Source organism: Stenotrophomonas sp. Steno-Z1 (genome assembly GCF_056393175.1).
On sequence record NZ_JBWJPB010000006.1, the window covers coordinates 180,724 to 195,571 of the forward strand.

Consider the following 14,848-nt stretch of genomic DNA (forward strand, 5'->3'; position numbering starts at 1 on the left):
ACGCGGGCCGCCCCACCCGGCGGCCCGCGCCCATCACTAGATCGGAGTAAGACCATGCCTGACCCGATGATGCGCAGTGCGGTGACATCGATATCCCTCCATGCGGCGGGCCGCCGCAAACGCTGGTTGCTGGCCCTGGCCCTGGCCACGGCGGCCACCACGCCCACCCTCGCGCTGGCCGCCAACTGTACCGGCGCGCCGGAATGGAACCCGGCGGTGATCTACCTCTCCGGCACCACCCTGCAGAAGGGCGGCGTGCTGTACCGGGCCAACCAGGACATCTGGAACGCCCCGCCCGACCACCCGGCCGGTGCGCCGTACTACACCAACCTCGGCGCCTGCGATGGCAGCGGCAGCAACCAGCCGCCCAGCGTCAGCCTGACCTCGCCCAGTGCCGGGGCCAGCTTCAGCGCCGGCAGCAGCATCACCGTCAGTGCCAACGCCAGCGACAGCGATGGCACCGTGAGCAAGGTGGAGTTCTTCCGCGGCGGCACCTCGCTGGGCATCGACACCAGCGCGCCGTACAGCGTGACGTGGACCAACGCGAGCGCCGGCAGCCACACCTTCAAGGCGGTGGCCACCGACAACAACAACGCGGTGACCTCCTCGGCCACGGTCAGCGTGACCGTCGCCGCGGCCAGCAACGACACCACCCCACCCAGCGTCCCCGGCGGGCTGGCTGCGCCGTCGAAGACCGCCACCACGGTCAACCTGGCCTGGAGTGCGGCCACCGACAACAGCGGCGGCAGCGGCGTGGCCGGCTACGACGTGTACCGCAACGGCAGCCTGGTCGGCTCGCCCAGCGCCACCCAGTACACCGATGGCGGCCTCACCGCCAGCACCGCCTACACCTACACCGTGCGCGCGCGCGACAACGCCGGCAACGCCTCGGCACAGAGCGGCGCGATCAGCGTGACCACCTCGGCCGGCGGCGGCGGTGGCGGTGCCAAGCGGGTGATCGGCTACTTCACCCAGTGGGGCATCTACGGGCGCAACTACCGGGTCAAGAACATCGACACCAGTGGCTCGGCCGCACGCCTGACCCACATCAACTACGCCTTCGGCAACGTGCGCAACAACCGCTGCGAAGTGGGCGTCACCCAGGCCTCGGACCCGAACACGGGCGTGGGCGGGGATGCCTTCGCCGATTACACCAAGGCCTTCGGTGCCGGCGAGAGCGTGAGCGGTGGAGCCGATACCTGGGACCAGCCGCTGCGTGGCAACTGGAACCAGCTCAAGCAGCTCAAGGCCAAGCACCCGAACGTGAAGGTGCTGATCTCGCTGGGCGGCTGGACCTGGTCGCGCGGCTTCTCCAGCGCGGCACAGCCGGCCAACCGCCAGGCCTTCGTGGCCTCGTGCATCGATGCCTACATCAAGGGCAACCTGCCGGTCACCGACGGCGCCGGTGGCGTGGGCGCGGCGGCGGGCGTGTTCGACGGCATCGACATCGACTGGGAATACCCGGTGGCCTGCGGGCTGAGCTGCGGCACCCCGGCCGACAACGCCAACTACACCGCGCTGCTGGCCGAGTTCCGCCGCCAGCTCGATGCGGTGCGTCCGGGGTTGTTGCTGACGGTGGCGGTGGGCGCGGGCATCGACAAGGTGCGGGTGACCGACCCGGCCGCGTACCACCCGTACCTGGACTTCATCAACGTGATGACCTACGACTTCCACGGTGCGTGGGACCCGCAGACCAACCATCACTCGGCGCTGTTCGACTCCCCGGCCGATCCGTCCACCGGTGACCAGAAGCTCTACAACAGCAACGATGCGATGGAGGCCTTCCTCAGCCGCGGTGTGCCGGCGTCCAAGTTGAACCTCGGCATCGGCTACTACGGGCGTGGCTGGACGGGCGTGGCCAGTGGCAACAACGGCCTGTACAAGAGCGCCAGCGGCGCGGCGCCGGGCACTTACGAGGCCGGCATCGAAGACTGGAAGGTGCTCAAGAACCTGGCCTGGCCGGGCTATACCGACACCGTCGCCAAGGCCACGTGGATCTCCAACGGCACCACCTTCTGGAGCTTCGACACCCCGGCGATGGTCACCGAGAAGATGGGCTACGTGAAGGCCCAGGGGCTGGGCGGCGCGTTCTTCTGGGAGTTCAGCGGCGATGATGCGCAGGGCACGCTGACCAAGGCGGTCAGCGACGGCCTGAACTGACCGGGCGCCGGCCCCTGACCGGGCCTACCCCGTAACGACAACGCCCCGGCCATGCCGGGGCGTTGTTGATTTCAGCGGCTGCCGCCGGCGGAGATCCGCTCCAGCGCGGCCTTCATCTGCGCCGGCGGGACGTAGCCACCGAGCTGGGTGCCATCGGCGGCGAAGATCGCCGGGGTGCCGTTGACGCCGATCTGCTGGCCCAGCGTGTACTGCATGGCCACCGGGTTGGTGCAGTTCTTCGGCGCGACCGGCTTGCCGGTCTTGGCCGCGGTCAACGCCTGCTTGCGGTCGTCGGCACACCACACCGAGATCATGTCGGTGTAGTCCTGACTGCCCAGGCCCATGCGCGGGAAGGCGAGGTATTCCACGCTGATCCCGTTGCGGTTGAGCTCGGCGATGTCCTGGTGCAGCTTGCGGCAGTAGCCGCACTCGATATCGGTGAACACGCTGACCGTGTACTTGGCATTGGGCGCGGCGAATACGATGCGCTCGCTTCGCGGCACCTTTGCCAGCAGCTTCTGGCGGTAGGACAGCAGGCCCGCACTGCTCACCGGCGCCTTGTTCTGGATGTCGTAGGGCTGGGACTGCATCAGGTAGCGCCCGTCATCGGACACGTACAGCACCTGGCCGCCAACCAGCACTTCGCGGAAGCCGGGGAACGGCGCTGCACCGATGAAGTCCGGCTGGAACTTCGGGTCCAGGGTCAGCAGCGCGCTGCGCACGCGCTGGTCGGCAGTGCCGCCGGCCGAGGCGGCCGTGCTGGCCGGGGCCGCGGCGCCCTTGCTGGCGGCCGGAGCGGAGGGCTGCTGCGCACAGGCAGTCAGGCTGAGCGCGCCGAGGAGCGCGGCAAAGGCAACACGGAGCATCGAGCGATCCGGGGGAAAGAAGGTAGCGCTGATTCTCGCACAGCCACCCGGCGCCGCAGCTGGACCGCGACGGAACAGTGACGTGCAGCGGCTCCCGCCACCGCACTCAGCCCCGTGGGTGGTGCTTGGCGTGCAGCTTCTGCAGGTGTTCACGCGCCACCAGGGTGTAGATCTGGGTGGTGGACAGCGAACTGTGCCCCAGCAGCATCTGCAGCGCGCGCAGGTCCGCGCCGCGGTTGAGCAGATGGGTGGCGAAGCTGTGGCGCAGCCCATGCGGACTGATCCGCACCGGGTCGATCCCGGCCAGCACCGCGTACTTCTTGACCAGTCCCCAGAACTGCTGGCGGCTGAGCGGCTCCAGCGAGGGGGCCAGGAACATCGGCACCGCGCCATCGGCGGCCACCGGCACCGCCCGCTTGCCGGCCAGCAACGGCCGCGACTCGGCCAGGTAGCGTTCCAGCCAGTGCTGCGACTCCTCGCCCAGCGGCACCAGCCGCTCCTTGCTGCCCTTGCCGGTCACCCGCAGCACGCCCTGGCGCAGGTTGACCGCGTTGGCGGGCAACTGCACCAGTTCGCTGACCCGCAAGCCGGCCGCGTACATCAGCTCCAGCATCGCCCGGTCGCGCAGGCCCAGGGGCGTCTCCACGTCCGGTGCGCCCAGCAGCGCGTCGATCTGGCTCTCGGCCAGGGCCTTGGGCAGCAGGCGGGGCAACTGCGGCGGATCCAGCAGGGCGCTGGGGTCCTCGTTGCGCTGACCGCGGCGCACCGCATCGGCGAAGAACGCGCGCAGCGCCGACAACAGCCGTGCGTTGCTGCGCGGCGACCAGCCATGCTGCGCCCGCCAGGCCAGGTAGTCGAACAACCCCGCGCGGTCGATTGCCCCCAGCCCGCCGCCCGCCCCATCGCGCCAGCGCGCTACCCCTTCCAGATCGCGCCGATAGCTGTCCAGGCTGGCCCGCGCCAGGCCATGCTCGGCCCAGATCGCATCGAGGAAACGCTGGATCAGGATGTTGTCGTCATCGCGCAACGGCGGAAGCTGCTGGACCAACTGGCGGCGCAGCGCGGGAGTGGAGGCATCGGACATGCCGCCAGCATACGGAGCGACGCCGGCCGCGGCCATCGAAGCCGCGCCGATGCACAGGTATGCTCGGCCGATGGCCACCACCCCCGCTCCCGCCGCGCGCACCGACCGCCCCGCCAGCCAGCTGCTGTGGCGCCTGCTGGCCCTGCTCTACGACCTGTTCCCGGCACTGGCGCTGTGGATGCTGGTCGGCACCCTGTTCACCGTGGCCTATACGCTGTCCGGCCATGCCGAACGCGAGAACATCCCGGCCTTCAGCGCCCTGCAATGGCTGCTCTGGCTGTGCTGCTGGATCGTCACCGGCGTGTACGCCACGCTCAGCTGGCGCCGCGGCGGCCAGACCCTGGGCATGCGCCCGTGGCGGCTGCAGGTGGTCAACCCCGATGGCAGCGCCCCGACCCGCCGGCAGCTGTGGCTGCGGTATGCGGTGGGCACGCTCTCGGTCCTGCTCGGGGGCCTCGGCCTGTGGTGGGCACTAATCGACCGCCACCGGCTGGCGTGGCATGACCGTGCCAGCGGCACCCGGGTCCGGCGCCTGCCCAAGCGCTGATCGCGCCGCCGGGATCAGCCCGGCCTCATCCGGACTTGCGTCGGAACAGCATCCCCGACACCGCCAGCATCACGATCGGTGGCAGCGCGTAGGCAATGCGGTAATCGAACTTCAGCGCGCCGGCCATGCGCCCGAAGAACAACTGCAGCAGCCAGAAGCCCAGTGCGAACAGGATGCCCAGGAACAGGCGCTTGCCCATGCCGCCGCTGCGCAGCGAGCCGAAGGCGAACGGCACCGCCGCCAGGCACAGCGCCAGCACGTTGACCGGGTAGAACCAGCGGCTCCAGTAAATGTCCTCGTAATCGCGCGCATCCAGCCCGTTGCGCTTGCGGTACTCGATGCTGGTGCGCAGGTCCATCGCGGTCAGGTTGCGCGGCTTGGAAATGCCGCTGGCCAGCGCCGCCGCATCCAGCCGTGAATTCCACGGCTCGGACTCGACCGTTTCACGCGTGGCCGAACGCTCGCCAAAGGTATCCCGGCGCACTTTCTTCAGCACCCAGCCATCACTGCCATGCTCGGCCGACCCGGCATAGGTCAACGAGGCAAGCCGGCCATCGTCGCCGATCTTGTACAGGCGCACGTCGCGCAGCACCAGCTTGGTCCCGCCACCGGGCAACAGCTGCTCATCGCCCGCGCCCGCATTGAGGAACGTATCGCCCTCGCGCGCCCAGACGCCCGAGTAACGCGCCACGGCCATGCTGTTGCCCCACTTGGCGCTCATCTTGATGTCGTCGGCACGGCTCTGCGCCCATGGCGCCAGCGTCTCGCCGCTGAACACCATCACCGCCGTCAGCAACGACAGCGCGATCGCCACCGATGCGCTCAGACGCTTGCGCGACAGGCCCAGCGCGCGCAGCGCGGTCAACTCGGAGGTCGCCGCCAGCTGGCCCAGGCCCATCAGCGAGCCGATCACAGCCGCCGTCGGGAAGAAGGTGTAGGCCCGGCGCGGCACCGTGTACAGCACCCAGGCCGCCGCATGGCCCAGCGTATAGCTGCCCTTGCCCACGTCCTTGAACTCGCCGGAGAAGGCCATCACCACGTCCAGGCCCACCAGCACCGCCCAAGTCAGCAGCACGGTGCTGAACACCGCCCGGCCCAGGTAAAAGTCAAACCGCATCGGGCGAAGCTTCATGCGGTCCTCCGCGGGCGCGACAGCTTGCCATCACGCAGGTACATCCAGATCGCCAGCGCCAGCAGTGGCAGGCTCAGCCACCACAGTCCGACGCTGCCGGACAATTTGCCATCGGCGATCCAGCGCGTGCCGATGAACATCAGGTTCATGCCCACCATGTAGGCCAGGAAGGCCAGCATCATGCGGCCGTAGCGCTGTTGCCGCGGCGAGCTGCGCGCCAGCGGCAGGGTCATCAGCGCGAAGGCCAACGCGATCAGCGGCGGGGTGATCCGCGAATGCAGCTGCGCCTGCGCGGCCGGACGTTCATCGCCGAACAGCCGGCTGGTCGGCAGCAGCTCCGGGTCGTCCTTCTCGCGGGTATCGGCACCGTCGGGCATGGCCACGTCGTTGCGCGCGAAGGTCATCAGGCGGTAGTCCAGCGCGCCGGCGGCCGGCCCTTCCACCTGGTGGCCATCTTCCAGCTCCAGATAGCGTTGGCGGGCGCCCTCGAAGAACATCCGGCCGCGGTCGGCCGAGACCACCTCGATGCGGTCGTCCTTCTGTCGCTGCATGAACACCTTGCCCAGCTGTGTGCCATCGGGCGACACCGAGGACAGGTAGACCACCCCGCCGTTGGGCAGCGTGGTGAACTTGCCCGACTCCAGCCCGGCCATGACCACGCTGCGGTTGGCCTCCTCGATCATGGTCTCGCCGGTGCGGTCGGCCCACGGCCCCAGCCACAGCGAGCACAGCCCGATCAGGGCCACCACCGGCAGCACCAGCATCAGCACCGGGCGCAGCAGCCGCTTGGGCCCCACCCCGATGGCGGTCAGCACCGCCATTTCCGAGTCCCGGTACAGGCGGGCCGTGGCCAGCAGCAGGCCCAGCATCAGCGCCAGCGGCAGGATCAGCGGCATGTACACGATGAACTGCAGGCCCAGCTGGGAGAACAGCAGGCGGGCGGGCAGCCGGCCATCGGCGATGTTGCCGAGGATGTCCACCAGGACACCGCCGACGCTCACCACCAGCAATACGATGAGGGTGGCCAGGAAACTCTGGACGAAATCACGCAGGAGATAGCGATCGAGCTTCGACATGGGGCGGTGGTTTAAACTCTCGGATTCGTTCGCGGTGCTGCCCAGTCTACTGACGGGACGTAAACAGCTCGCGATTGTACGGATTTGCCAACGGAATCTGATCAATGGCCCTGGAATTCACCCTGAACCACGCAGCGCCGGCCTCGGCCGCGTTCGATTGCGTCATCGTCGGCGCCTTCGCCGACCAGACCCTGAGCCCGGCGGCGCAGGCCCTGGATACCGCCGCCGGGGGGCGCCTGTCGGCCCTGCTGGCCCGCGGCGACGTCGGCGGCAAGACCGGCAACACCACGCTGCTGCACGACCTGCCGGGCGTGACCGCTCCGCGCGTGCTGGTGGTCGGGCTGGGCGAGCCGGCCAAGTTCGGCGTGCCGCAGTACCTCAAGGCGGTGGGCGATGCCAGCCGCGCGCTCAAGGCCGGGGTCAACCACCACGCGCTGTTCACCCTGAGCGAGCTGGAGGTCAAGGGCCGTGATGCGGCCTGGAACATCCGCCAGGCGATCATCACCGCCGACCACGCCGCCTACCGCTACAGCGCCACGCTGGGCAAGAAGAAGGTCGACGAACCCGGCCTGACCACCCTGGCGGTCGCTGGCAGCGACACCGAGGCCCTGGCCCAGGGCCAGGCCATCGCCGCCGGCGTGCAGTACGCCCGCGAGCTGGGCAACCTGCCGCCGAACGTCTGCACCCCGGCCTACCTGGCCGAGTCGTCCGTCGCCTTCGCCCAGGCCCATGACGGTGCCGAGGCGGAGATCCTGGACGAGGCGCAGATGGAAGCGCTGGGCATGGGCTCGCTGCTGGCCGTGGCCCGCGGCTCGGCCAACCGCCCGCGCATGATCGTGCTGAAGTGGCGCAACGGCGGCGACGCCAAGCCCTACGTGCTGGTCGGCAAGGGCATCACCTTCGATACCGGTGGCGTCAACCTGAAGACCCAGGGCGGCATCGAAGAGATGAAGTACGACATGTGCGGTGGCGCCAACGTCATCGGCACCTTCGTCGCGGCGGTCACCGCCAGGCTGCCGCTGAACCTGGTGGTGGTGGTGCCGGCGGTCGAGAACGCCATCGACGGCAATGCCTACCGTCCCTCGGACGTGATCACCTCGATGTCGGGCAAGACCATCGAAGTGGGCAACACCGACGCCGAAGGCCGCCTGATCCTGTGCGACGCGCTCACCTACGCGCAGCGCTTCGAGCCGGCCGCGCTGGTCGACGTGGCCACCCTGACCGGCGCCTGCGTGGTCGCCCTGGGCCACCAGACCGCCGGCTTGATGACCAAGCACGACGACCTGGCCAACGAACTGCTGGCCGCCGGCGAGCACGTGTTCGACCGCGCCTGGCGCATGCCGCTGTGGGACGAATACCAGCCGATGCTGGATTCGACCTTCGCCGACGTCTACAACATCGGCGGCCGCTGGGCCGGCGCCATCACCGCCGGCTGCTTCCTGTCGCGCTTCACCGACGGCCAGCGCTGGGCCCACCTGGACATCGCCGGCGTCGCCAGCGACGAAGGCAAGCGGGGCATGGCCACCGGTCGCCCGGTCGGCCTGCTGAGCCAGTGGCTGCTGGACCAGGCCGCCCGCGCCTGATGCTGTCCCGATCGCGGCCGCCGCACGGCGGCCGCGGTCCTGCCCGGCCCGCGCCGGGCCTTTCCCTCCGTTCCTGGCCTGCCCATGTCCCGTGCTGATTTCTACCTGATCGCCAAGCCCCGCTTCCTCACCGAGCCCCTGCGCCTGGTCTGCGAGCTGGCCCGCAAGGCCAATGACGCCGGGCTGTTCACCCTGGTGCTGGCACGCGACCAGGCCCAGGCCGAGGAGCTGGACGAGCTGCTGTGGGCATTCGACAACGATGCCTACATCCCGCATCAGATCGCCGGCGAAGACATGGACGAGGAAGAGGCACTTGTGCTGATCGCCGTGCCCGGCACCCCGGCCCCGGCGCGTCCGCTGGTGATCAACCTGCGCGACGATCCCTACCTGGCCGAGTGTGACCGCGTGCTGGAAGTGGTGCCGGCCGACCCGGAAGCGCGTGAACCGCTGCGCGAGCGCTGGCGCCAGTACAAGGCCCTGGGCTTTGACCTGAACAAGTACGACATGTAACCGGCGCGGCGCCCGCCGCGGTGCCGCTGCCTACCGGAGCCCTTGATGCGCCTGCTGATCGCCCTGATCTTTCCCTGGTTCGCCTTCTTCACCATCGGGCGCCCGTTCGCAGGCATCCTCTGCCTGATCCTGCAGATCACCCTGATCGGCTGGCTGCCCGCGGCCATCTGGGCCGCGTATGCGGTCTCGCAGTTCCATACCGACCAGAAGATCCGGCGCGCCCTCGGCCGCTGATCTTCCGGAACCCCATCTCCCGTCTTCGATCCTGGTTCCCGCATGACCCAACTCGCCTCCAGCTACGACCCCACCTCCTTTGAAGCCGAGTTGTACGACTCGTGGGAGAAGGCCGGCCATTTCAAGCCGTCCGGCAAGGGCGAGCCGTACACCATCCTGCTGCCGCCGCCGAACGTGACCGGCACGCTGCACATGGGCCATGCCTTCCAGCAGACCCTGATGGACGCGCTGGTGCGTTACCACCGCATGCGCGGCTACGACACCTTGTGGCAGGTGGGCACCGACCACGCCGGCATCGCCACCGAGATGGTGGTCAGCCGCAACCTGGCGCTCGAAGGCAAGGGCGAGACCCGTGACTCGCTGGGCCGCGAAGGCTTCATCGGCAAGGTCTGGGAGTGGAAGCAGCAGTCCGGCGACACCATCGAACGCCAGATGCGCCGCCTCGGCACCTCGGCCGACTGGTCGCGCAGCACCTTCACCATGGACCCGCAACCGTCCGAAGCGGTGATCGAAGCCTTCGTGCGCTGGCACGAACAGGGCCTGATCTATCGTGGCCAGCGCCTGGTCAACTGGGACCCGGTGCTGAAGACCGCCATTTCCGACCTGGAAGTGGAGAGCGCCGAGGAAGACGGTTTCCTGTGGTCGATTGCCTACACGCTGGACGAAGGGCTGAGCTACGAGCACGTCGAGCGCGATGCCGATGGCGTGGAAACCCTGCGCGAAACCCGTGATTACCTGGTCGTTGCCACGACCCGCCCGGAGACCCTGCTGGGCGACACCGCGGTGATGGTGCACCCCGAAGACGAGCGCTACCTGCACCTGATCGGCAAGCACGTGGTGCTGCCGCTGACCGGTCGCCGCGTACCGGTGATCGCCGACGACTACGTCGACCGTGCGTTCGGCACCGGCGTGGTCAAGGTCACCCCCGCGCATGACTTCAACGACTACCAGGTGGGCGTGCGCCACGACCTGCCGATGATCAACCTGTTCACCCCGGTGGCGGCGATCAACGAGAACGCGCCGGAGCGCTTCCAGGGCCTGGACCGCTACGAGGCGCGCAAGGCCGTGCTGGGCGAACTGGAGGACCTGGGCATCCTGGTGGAGACCAGGGCGCACAAGCTGCAGGTGCCCCGCGGTGATCGTACCGGCCAGGTGATCGAGCCGTACCTCACCGACCAGTGGTTCGTGAAAATGGACGAACTGGCGCGGCGTGGCTTGGAGCTCGTCGAAGGCACCAATGGGCAGCCGGGCGCGATCGGCTTCGTGCCACCGAACTGGATCAACACCTATCGCCACTGGATGGCCAACATCCAGGATTGGTGCATCAGCCGCCAGCTGTGGTGGGGCCACCGCATTCCGGCGTGGTTCGATGCCGCGACGGGCACCTGCTACGTGGGCCGCAGCGAAGCGGAGGTGCGCGAGAAGAACGCACTCGGCACCGAGGTCGTGCTGCGCCAGGAAAGCGACGTGCTGGAGACCTGGTTCTCCTCGCAGCTGTGGCCGTTCTCCACCCTGGGCTGGCCCAACGCGCAGGCGATGGCCGAGCGCGGCTTCGACCGCTACCTGCCGTCGTCGGTGCTGGTCACCGGCTTCGACATCATCTTCTTCTGGGTGGCGCGCATGATCATGGCCACCGACAACCTGACCGGGAAGATCCCGTTCAAGGACGTCTATTTCACGGGCCTGATCCGCGATGGCCAGGGCCAGAAGATGTCCAAGAGCAAGGGCAACGTGCTCGACCCGCTGGACATCATCGACGGCATCAGCATCGACGACCTGGTGGCCAAGCGCACCGGCGGGCTGATGCAGCCGCGCATGGTGGAGAAGATCGAGAAGGCGACCCGCAAGGAATTCCCCGAGGGCATCATCGCCCACGGTGCCGATGCGCTGCGCTTCACCATCGCCGCGCTGGCCACCCACGGCCGCGACATCAAGTTCGACATGAACCGCGCCGAGGGCTACAAGAATTTCTGCAACAAGCTGTGGAACGCCAGCCGCTTCACCCTGATGAACACCGAGGGCAGCAGCTTCACCGGCGTGCCGAAGCCGCGTACCGATGCCGAACGCTGGATCCTGGCGCGCCTGGCCGCGGTCTCGGCCGAGGCGCAGGGCCACTACGCCACCTACCGCTTCGACCTGCTGGCGCAGTGCCTGTACGAGTTCGCCTGGAACGAGTTCTGCGACTGGTTCCTGGAGCTGAGCAAGCCGGCGCTCAACGCCGGCGACGCCGCCGATGCCGACAGCACCCGCCACACCCTGCTGTACGTGCTCGAAGCGCTGCTGCGCCTGCTGCACCCGCTGACCCCGTTCATCACCGAGCAGCTGTGGCAGCAGGTGGCCCCGCGCCTCGGCCTGGCCGAGGCCACCCTGTCGCTGCGCCCCTACCCCACGGCCGCCGAGTTCGCGGGCGATTTCGCCCAGGCCGAGGCCGACGTGGAGTGGCTGAAGGGGACGATCAGCGCCCTGCGCCGCGTCCGCAGCGAGCTCAACGTGGCGCCCTCCAGGCTGGTCCCGCTGCGCCTGCTCGGCGGGCTGGAACTGGACCGTGCGCGCGTGCAGCGCTACAGCGCGTCGCTGTCGTTCCTGCTGAAGCTGGAGAGCATCCAGTGGCTGGATGACGCGGCCAGCGCGCCGCCGGCCGCGGCGGCGATCGTCGGCGAGCTCAAGCTGCTGGTGCCGCTGGAAGGGCTGGTCGACCTGGGTGCCGAACGCGCCCGCCTGGACAAGGAAATCGCCCGGGTGGAGTCGGAGAAGGAAAAGAGCGAGACCAAGCTGGCCAAGTTCACCGACAAGGTGCCGGCGGCGGTGGTCGAGCAGGAGCGCGTGCGCCTGGTCGAGTGGACCGCACAGCTGGCCGGCCTGGTCGAGCAGCGCGCCAAGCTGTAAGCACGGGAGCAGCGCGCCACGCCATGCGTGGCGCCTTCCCGGGCCGGTCTACGTGCAGCCACCCATGGGGTGGCTCTACGCGGATACCTGATAGGCGGGCCTCGGCTGGAGGGTAGCGCCACGCCATGCGTGGCGGCCTCCCGGGCCGGTCTACGTGCAGCCACCCATGAGGTGGCTCTACCGGATACCTGATAGGCGGGCCTCGGCTGGAGGATAGCGCCACGCCATGTGTGGCGCCTCCCAGCACGGTCTACGTGCAGCCACCCATGGGGTGGCTCTGCGCGGATACCTGATAGGCGGGCCTCGGCTGGAGGGTAGCGCCACGCCATGCGTGGCGGCCTCCCGGGCCGGTCTACGTGCAGCCACCCATGGGGTGGCTCTACCCGGGCCGATGGCGGACAGGGTGCCGGCGCGCGCGGCAGACGATACGATGCCCGCGCATCTGCGGCATCATGCGGGTTCGTCCACGCAATGACTGTCCGCAGACACGATGTCGCTTTCCCTCTTCTGCATCGTGCTGTTCGCGGCACTGTTGCATGCCAGCTGGAACGCGATCGTCAAACGGGGTCGCGACACGCTGCTGACCACGATCCTGGTCACCGGCTCGGCGGCGATCCTCGCTGCGATCGGCCTGCCGTTCCTGTCCGCCCCCGCACCGCAGAGTTGGCCGTGGCTGGCGGCATCGACCACGCTACAGGTCATCTACTACGCGCTGGTCGCCCGCACCTACCAGCTGACCGACATGAGTGCGTCATACCCGCTGATGCGTGGCTGCGCGCCGCTCTTGGTCGCGCTGGTGGGCACATGGTTCATCGGCGAACGCCTGGCGTGGATCGCCTGGGCCGGCATCGCGCTGATCTGCGCCGGCATCCTCTGCATGACGCGTGGCATCTCGCGCCATCACCTGTGGTTGCCGCTGCTCAACGCCGGTGTCATTGCCACGTACACGCTGGTGGATGCCTGGGGCGCGCGTCACTCCGGAGCGGCGCTGAGCTACACGCTGTGGCTGTTCCTGTTGTCGGGCCTGCCCTTGCCGATCTGGGCGCTGTGCACGCGTGCCGCCGCGCTGCGCACGTATGCACGTGCCAACTGGCATTACGGGGTGGTCGGCGGCGTCGGCACCCTCACCTCCTACGCGCTGGCGCTATGGGCGATGACGGTCGCCCCGGTGGCGATGATATCCGCGCTGCGCGAGACCTCGATCCTGTTCGGCATCCTGATCTCCGCGTTCCTCCTGCATGAGCGGGTCACCCGGCAGCGCTGGATCGCGGCGGGGTTGATCGTGCTGGGGGCAGCGGTAATGAGGCTCGCATAGCGCACGCGACGCACAGCCCGCCCAGCGCTGGACGCAGATCCAGCGAAGCAAGTCGCCGATGGTAGAGCCGAGCCATGCTCGGCTGCCGCAGCGCAGCTGCGGCAATCCCCCGACGGGCGATGACGGTGGGCGCCACCGGGGGGGCATCGGCCTGGGATGCACGCGCCGTCAGAGCGGCGGCATTGTCTGGATGTCGTCCTCGACCAGCTCCATGGCCATCAGACGCAGATCCAGCGAAGCAAGACGCCGATGGTAGAGCCGAGCCATGCTCGGCTGCCGCAGCGCAGCTGCGGCAATCCCCCGACGGTCGATGACGGTGGCGCCACCGGGTGCGTGTCGGACCGGGATGCACGCGCCGTCACAGCGGCGGCATTGTCTGGATGTCGTCCTCGACCAGCTCCATGGCCATCAGACGCAGATCCAGCGAAGCAAGACGCCGATGGTAGAGCCGAGCCATGCTCGGCTGCCGCAGCACAGCTGCGGCAATCCCCCGACGGTCGATGACGGCGGCGCCACCGGGTGCGTGTCGGTCTGGGAGGCACGCGCCGTCAGAGCGGCGGCATTGTCTGGATGTCGTCCTCGACCAGCTCCATGGCCATCACCAGCGCATCCTCGCGCCCATCGCGGGCCGGGTAGTAGCGCGGGCGTCGACCGATCTCGTTGAAGCCTTCGCTGTGGTACAGCGCCACCGCCGGGGTGTTGGACGGGCGCACTTCCAGGAACACGCGGTGCGCACCGTGGTCACGCGCCAGCTTGACCAGCGCGCGGAACAGGTACCGCCCCAGGCCGCGCGATTGGGTATGGGTGTCCACGCAGACGTTGAGCACGTGCGCCTCGTCGGCGGCGATGCTCAGCACGCCGTACCCCACCAGCACGCCGTCCTCTTCCAGTGCCAGCGCCGGGTAGCCGGCGCGCAGGCAGTCCACGAAGATGCCGCGCGTCCACGGGAACGGATACCCGCGCAGCTCGATCGGCATCAGCGCATCCAGGTCGGCCTCGCGCAAGGCGCGCAGGGCGACCGGACGCGGCGAGCTCACCGCGCTCACGCACGGCCCCGCTTGCGCAGCGCGCGCAATTGCGGCCACAGCGCGCGCTTGGCCGCGGCATTGCCGCGCAGCTCGTCCAGGTTCCAGCCAGCCATCAGCGCCTGGGTATCGGGCTCGGCCGGATTGCAGCCGGAGGCACGCAGCAGCGCGATCTGCAGGCGATCGGGCATGCGTACCGCGGTCCGGCGCCCGGGGGCGGCGCTGCGCGCAGGGGGCGCAGCGGCGGGGGCCACCGGCTCGCTGGGCGGTGCGGCGCTGCGCCGCGGCGGGGCCGCCGCCGCCGCGTCAGGCGCGGCCGCCACGGCCACTGGCGCGGGCGGCGCAACAGCCACGCTCAGCTCGATTGGTGCACTGGCAGCCACCTCGTCGACCTGGCCATCCACGAACACCGTATAGCCCATCGCCTGGA

Annotated in this window: 13 protein-coding genes; 7 read left to right on the forward strand and 6 right to left on the reverse strand. The window is 69.0% G+C overall.

Features of this window, described 5'->3' with window-relative positions; translation table 11 throughout:
- Positions 1–54 precede the first annotated feature (54 nt).
- Complete coding sequence (locus AC06FD_RS15855) at positions 55–2,160, forward strand: glycosyl hydrolase family 18 protein (RefSeq protein ID WP_478078318.1); 2,106 nt, start codon at positions 55–57, stop codon at positions 2,158–2,160.
- A gap of 71 nt (positions 2,161–2,231) precedes the next feature.
- Here the strand turns inward: AC06FD_RS15855 and AC06FD_RS15860 are convergent, their stop codons facing one another.
- Positions 2,232–3,026 (reverse strand): thioredoxin fold domain-containing protein, encoded by a 795-nt coding sequence (locus tag AC06FD_RS15860; protein WP_259207028.1) that lies wholly within the window; start codon positions 3,024–3,026, stop codon positions 2,232–2,234.
- Between the two features lie 106 nt (positions 3,027–3,132).
- Complete coding sequence (xerD, locus tag AC06FD_RS15865; protein ID WP_478078319.1) at positions 3,133–4,110, reverse strand: site-specific tyrosine recombinase XerD; 978 nt, start codon at positions 4,108–4,110, stop codon at positions 3,133–3,135.
- 70 nt (positions 4,111–4,180) lie between these two features.
- On the opposite strand from xerD, the gene AC06FD_RS15870 reads away from it, so the two are divergent.
- Positions 4,181–4,657, forward strand: coding sequence for an RDD family protein (locus AC06FD_RS15870; protein ID WP_478078320.1), 477 nt, complete (start codon positions 4,181–4,183; stop codon positions 4,655–4,657).
- A gap of 25 nt (positions 4,658–4,682) precedes the next feature.
- Here the strand turns inward: AC06FD_RS15870 and lptG are convergent, their stop codons facing one another.
- Together lptG and lptF are read right to left on the reverse strand one after the other, a co-directional pair.
- Entirely contained in the window at positions 4,683–5,789 is a 1,107-nt protein-coding gene (gene lptG / locus AC06FD_RS15875; protein ID WP_478078321.1) for an LPS export ABC transporter permease LptG, read from the reverse strand.
- Positions 5,786–6,865, reverse strand: a complete 1,080-nt coding sequence (gene lptF / locus AC06FD_RS15880; RefSeq protein WP_259207035.1) for an LPS export ABC transporter permease LptF — start codon at positions 6,863–6,865, stop codon at positions 5,786–5,788. Before lptF ends, lptG begins: the two co-directional genes overlap by 4 nt.
- Positions 6,866–6,969: 104 nt before the next feature.
- On the opposite strand from lptF, the gene AC06FD_RS15885 reads away from it, so the two are divergent.
- The 5 genes from AC06FD_RS15885 to AC06FD_RS15905 all read left to right on the forward strand — a co-directional run bounded on the left by AC06FD_RS15885 (position 6,970) and on the right by AC06FD_RS15905 (position 13,393).
- The gene (locus tag AC06FD_RS15885) at positions 6,970–8,448 is read left to right on the forward strand and encodes a leucyl aminopeptidase (protein ID WP_394163817.1); all 1,479 of its coding nucleotides are present in this window, start codon (positions 6,970–6,972) and stop codon (positions 8,446–8,448) included.
- An 84-nt stretch (positions 8,449–8,532) separates the two neighbouring features.
- Positions 8,533–8,958, forward strand: a complete 426-nt coding sequence (locus AC06FD_RS15890) for a DNA polymerase III subunit chi (protein ID WP_259207039.1) — start codon at positions 8,533–8,535, stop codon at positions 8,956–8,958.
- A gap of 45 nt (positions 8,959–9,003) precedes the next feature.
- On the forward strand, positions 9,004–9,192 hold the full coding sequence (locus AC06FD_RS15895) for a YqaE/Pmp3 family membrane protein (RefSeq protein WP_259207041.1): 189 nt from the start codon (positions 9,004–9,006) through the stop codon (positions 9,190–9,192).
- 42 nt (positions 9,193–9,234) lie between these two features.
- Entirely contained in the window at positions 9,235–12,078 is a 2,844-nt protein-coding gene (locus AC06FD_RS15900; protein WP_478078322.1) for a valine--tRNA ligase, read from the forward strand.
- A gap of 490 nt (positions 12,079–12,568) precedes the next feature.
- A complete protein-coding gene (locus AC06FD_RS15905; protein ID WP_478078323.1) occupies positions 12,569–13,393 on the forward strand; it encodes an EamA family transporter in 825 nt (274 codons plus the stop codon).
- Between the two features lie 548 nt (positions 13,394–13,941).
- Here AC06FD_RS15905 and rimI read toward each other — a convergent pair.
- Together rimI and AC06FD_RS15915 are read right to left on the reverse strand one after the other, a co-directional pair.
- On the reverse strand, positions 13,942–14,439 hold the full coding sequence (gene rimI, locus AC06FD_RS15910) for a ribosomal protein S18-alanine N-acetyltransferase (RefSeq protein WP_259207046.1): 498 nt from the start codon (positions 14,437–14,439) through the stop codon (positions 13,942–13,944).
- Complete coding sequence (locus tag AC06FD_RS15915) at positions 14,436–14,840, reverse strand: hypothetical protein (protein WP_449335682.1); 405 nt, start codon at positions 14,838–14,840, stop codon at positions 14,436–14,438. The genes rimI and AC06FD_RS15915 overlap by 4 nt, the downstream gene beginning before the upstream one ends.
- Positions 14,841–14,848: the final 8 nt, after the last annotated feature.

Excerpts from the sequence above, each read along its gene's own strand:
- AC06FD_RS15885 (WP_394163817.1), top strand. The coding sequence starts at position 6,970 with ATGGCCCTGGAATTCACCCTGAACCACGCAGCGCCGGCCTCGGCCGCG.
- AC06FD_RS15905 (WP_478078323.1), top strand. The coding sequence starts at position 12,569 with ATGTCGCTTTCCCTCTTCTGCATCGTGCTGTTCGCGGCACTGTTGCAT.
- lptF (WP_259207035.1), bottom strand. The coding sequence starts at position 6,865 with ATGTCGAAGCTCGATCGCTATCTCCTGCGTGATTTCGTCCAGAGTTTC.
- AC06FD_RS15895 (WP_259207041.1), top strand. The coding sequence starts at position 9,004 with ATGCGCCTGCTGATCGCCCTGATCTTTCCCTGGTTCGCCTTCTTCACC.
- AC06FD_RS15890 (WP_259207039.1), top strand. The coding sequence starts at position 8,533 with ATGTCCCGTGCTGATTTCTACCTGATCGCCAAGCCCCGCTTCCTCACC.
- AC06FD_RS15915 (WP_449335682.1), bottom strand. The coding sequence starts at position 14,840 with ATGGGCTATACGGTGTTCGTGGATGGCCAGGTCGACGAGGTGGCTGCC.
- AC06FD_RS15870 (WP_478078320.1), top strand. The coding sequence starts at position 4,181 with ATGGCCACCACCCCCGCTCCCGCCGCGCGCACCGACCGCCCCGCCAGC.
- xerD (WP_478078319.1), bottom strand. The coding sequence starts at position 4,110 with ATGTCCGATGCCTCCACTCCCGCGCTGCGCCGCCAGTTGGTCCAGCAG.
- lptG (WP_478078321.1), bottom strand. The coding sequence starts at position 5,789 with ATGAAGCTTCGCCCGATGCGGTTTGACTTTTACCTGGGCCGGGCGGTG.
- AC06FD_RS15855 (WP_478078318.1), top strand. The coding sequence starts at position 55 with ATGCCTGACCCGATGATGCGCAGTGCGGTGACATCGATATCCCTCCAT.
- AC06FD_RS15860 (WP_259207028.1), bottom strand. The coding sequence starts at position 3,026 with ATGCTCCGTGTTGCCTTTGCCGCGCTCCTCGGCGCGCTCAGCCTGACT.
- AC06FD_RS15900 (WP_478078322.1), top strand. The coding sequence starts at position 9,235 with ATGACCCAACTCGCCTCCAGCTACGACCCCACCTCCTTTGAAGCCGAG.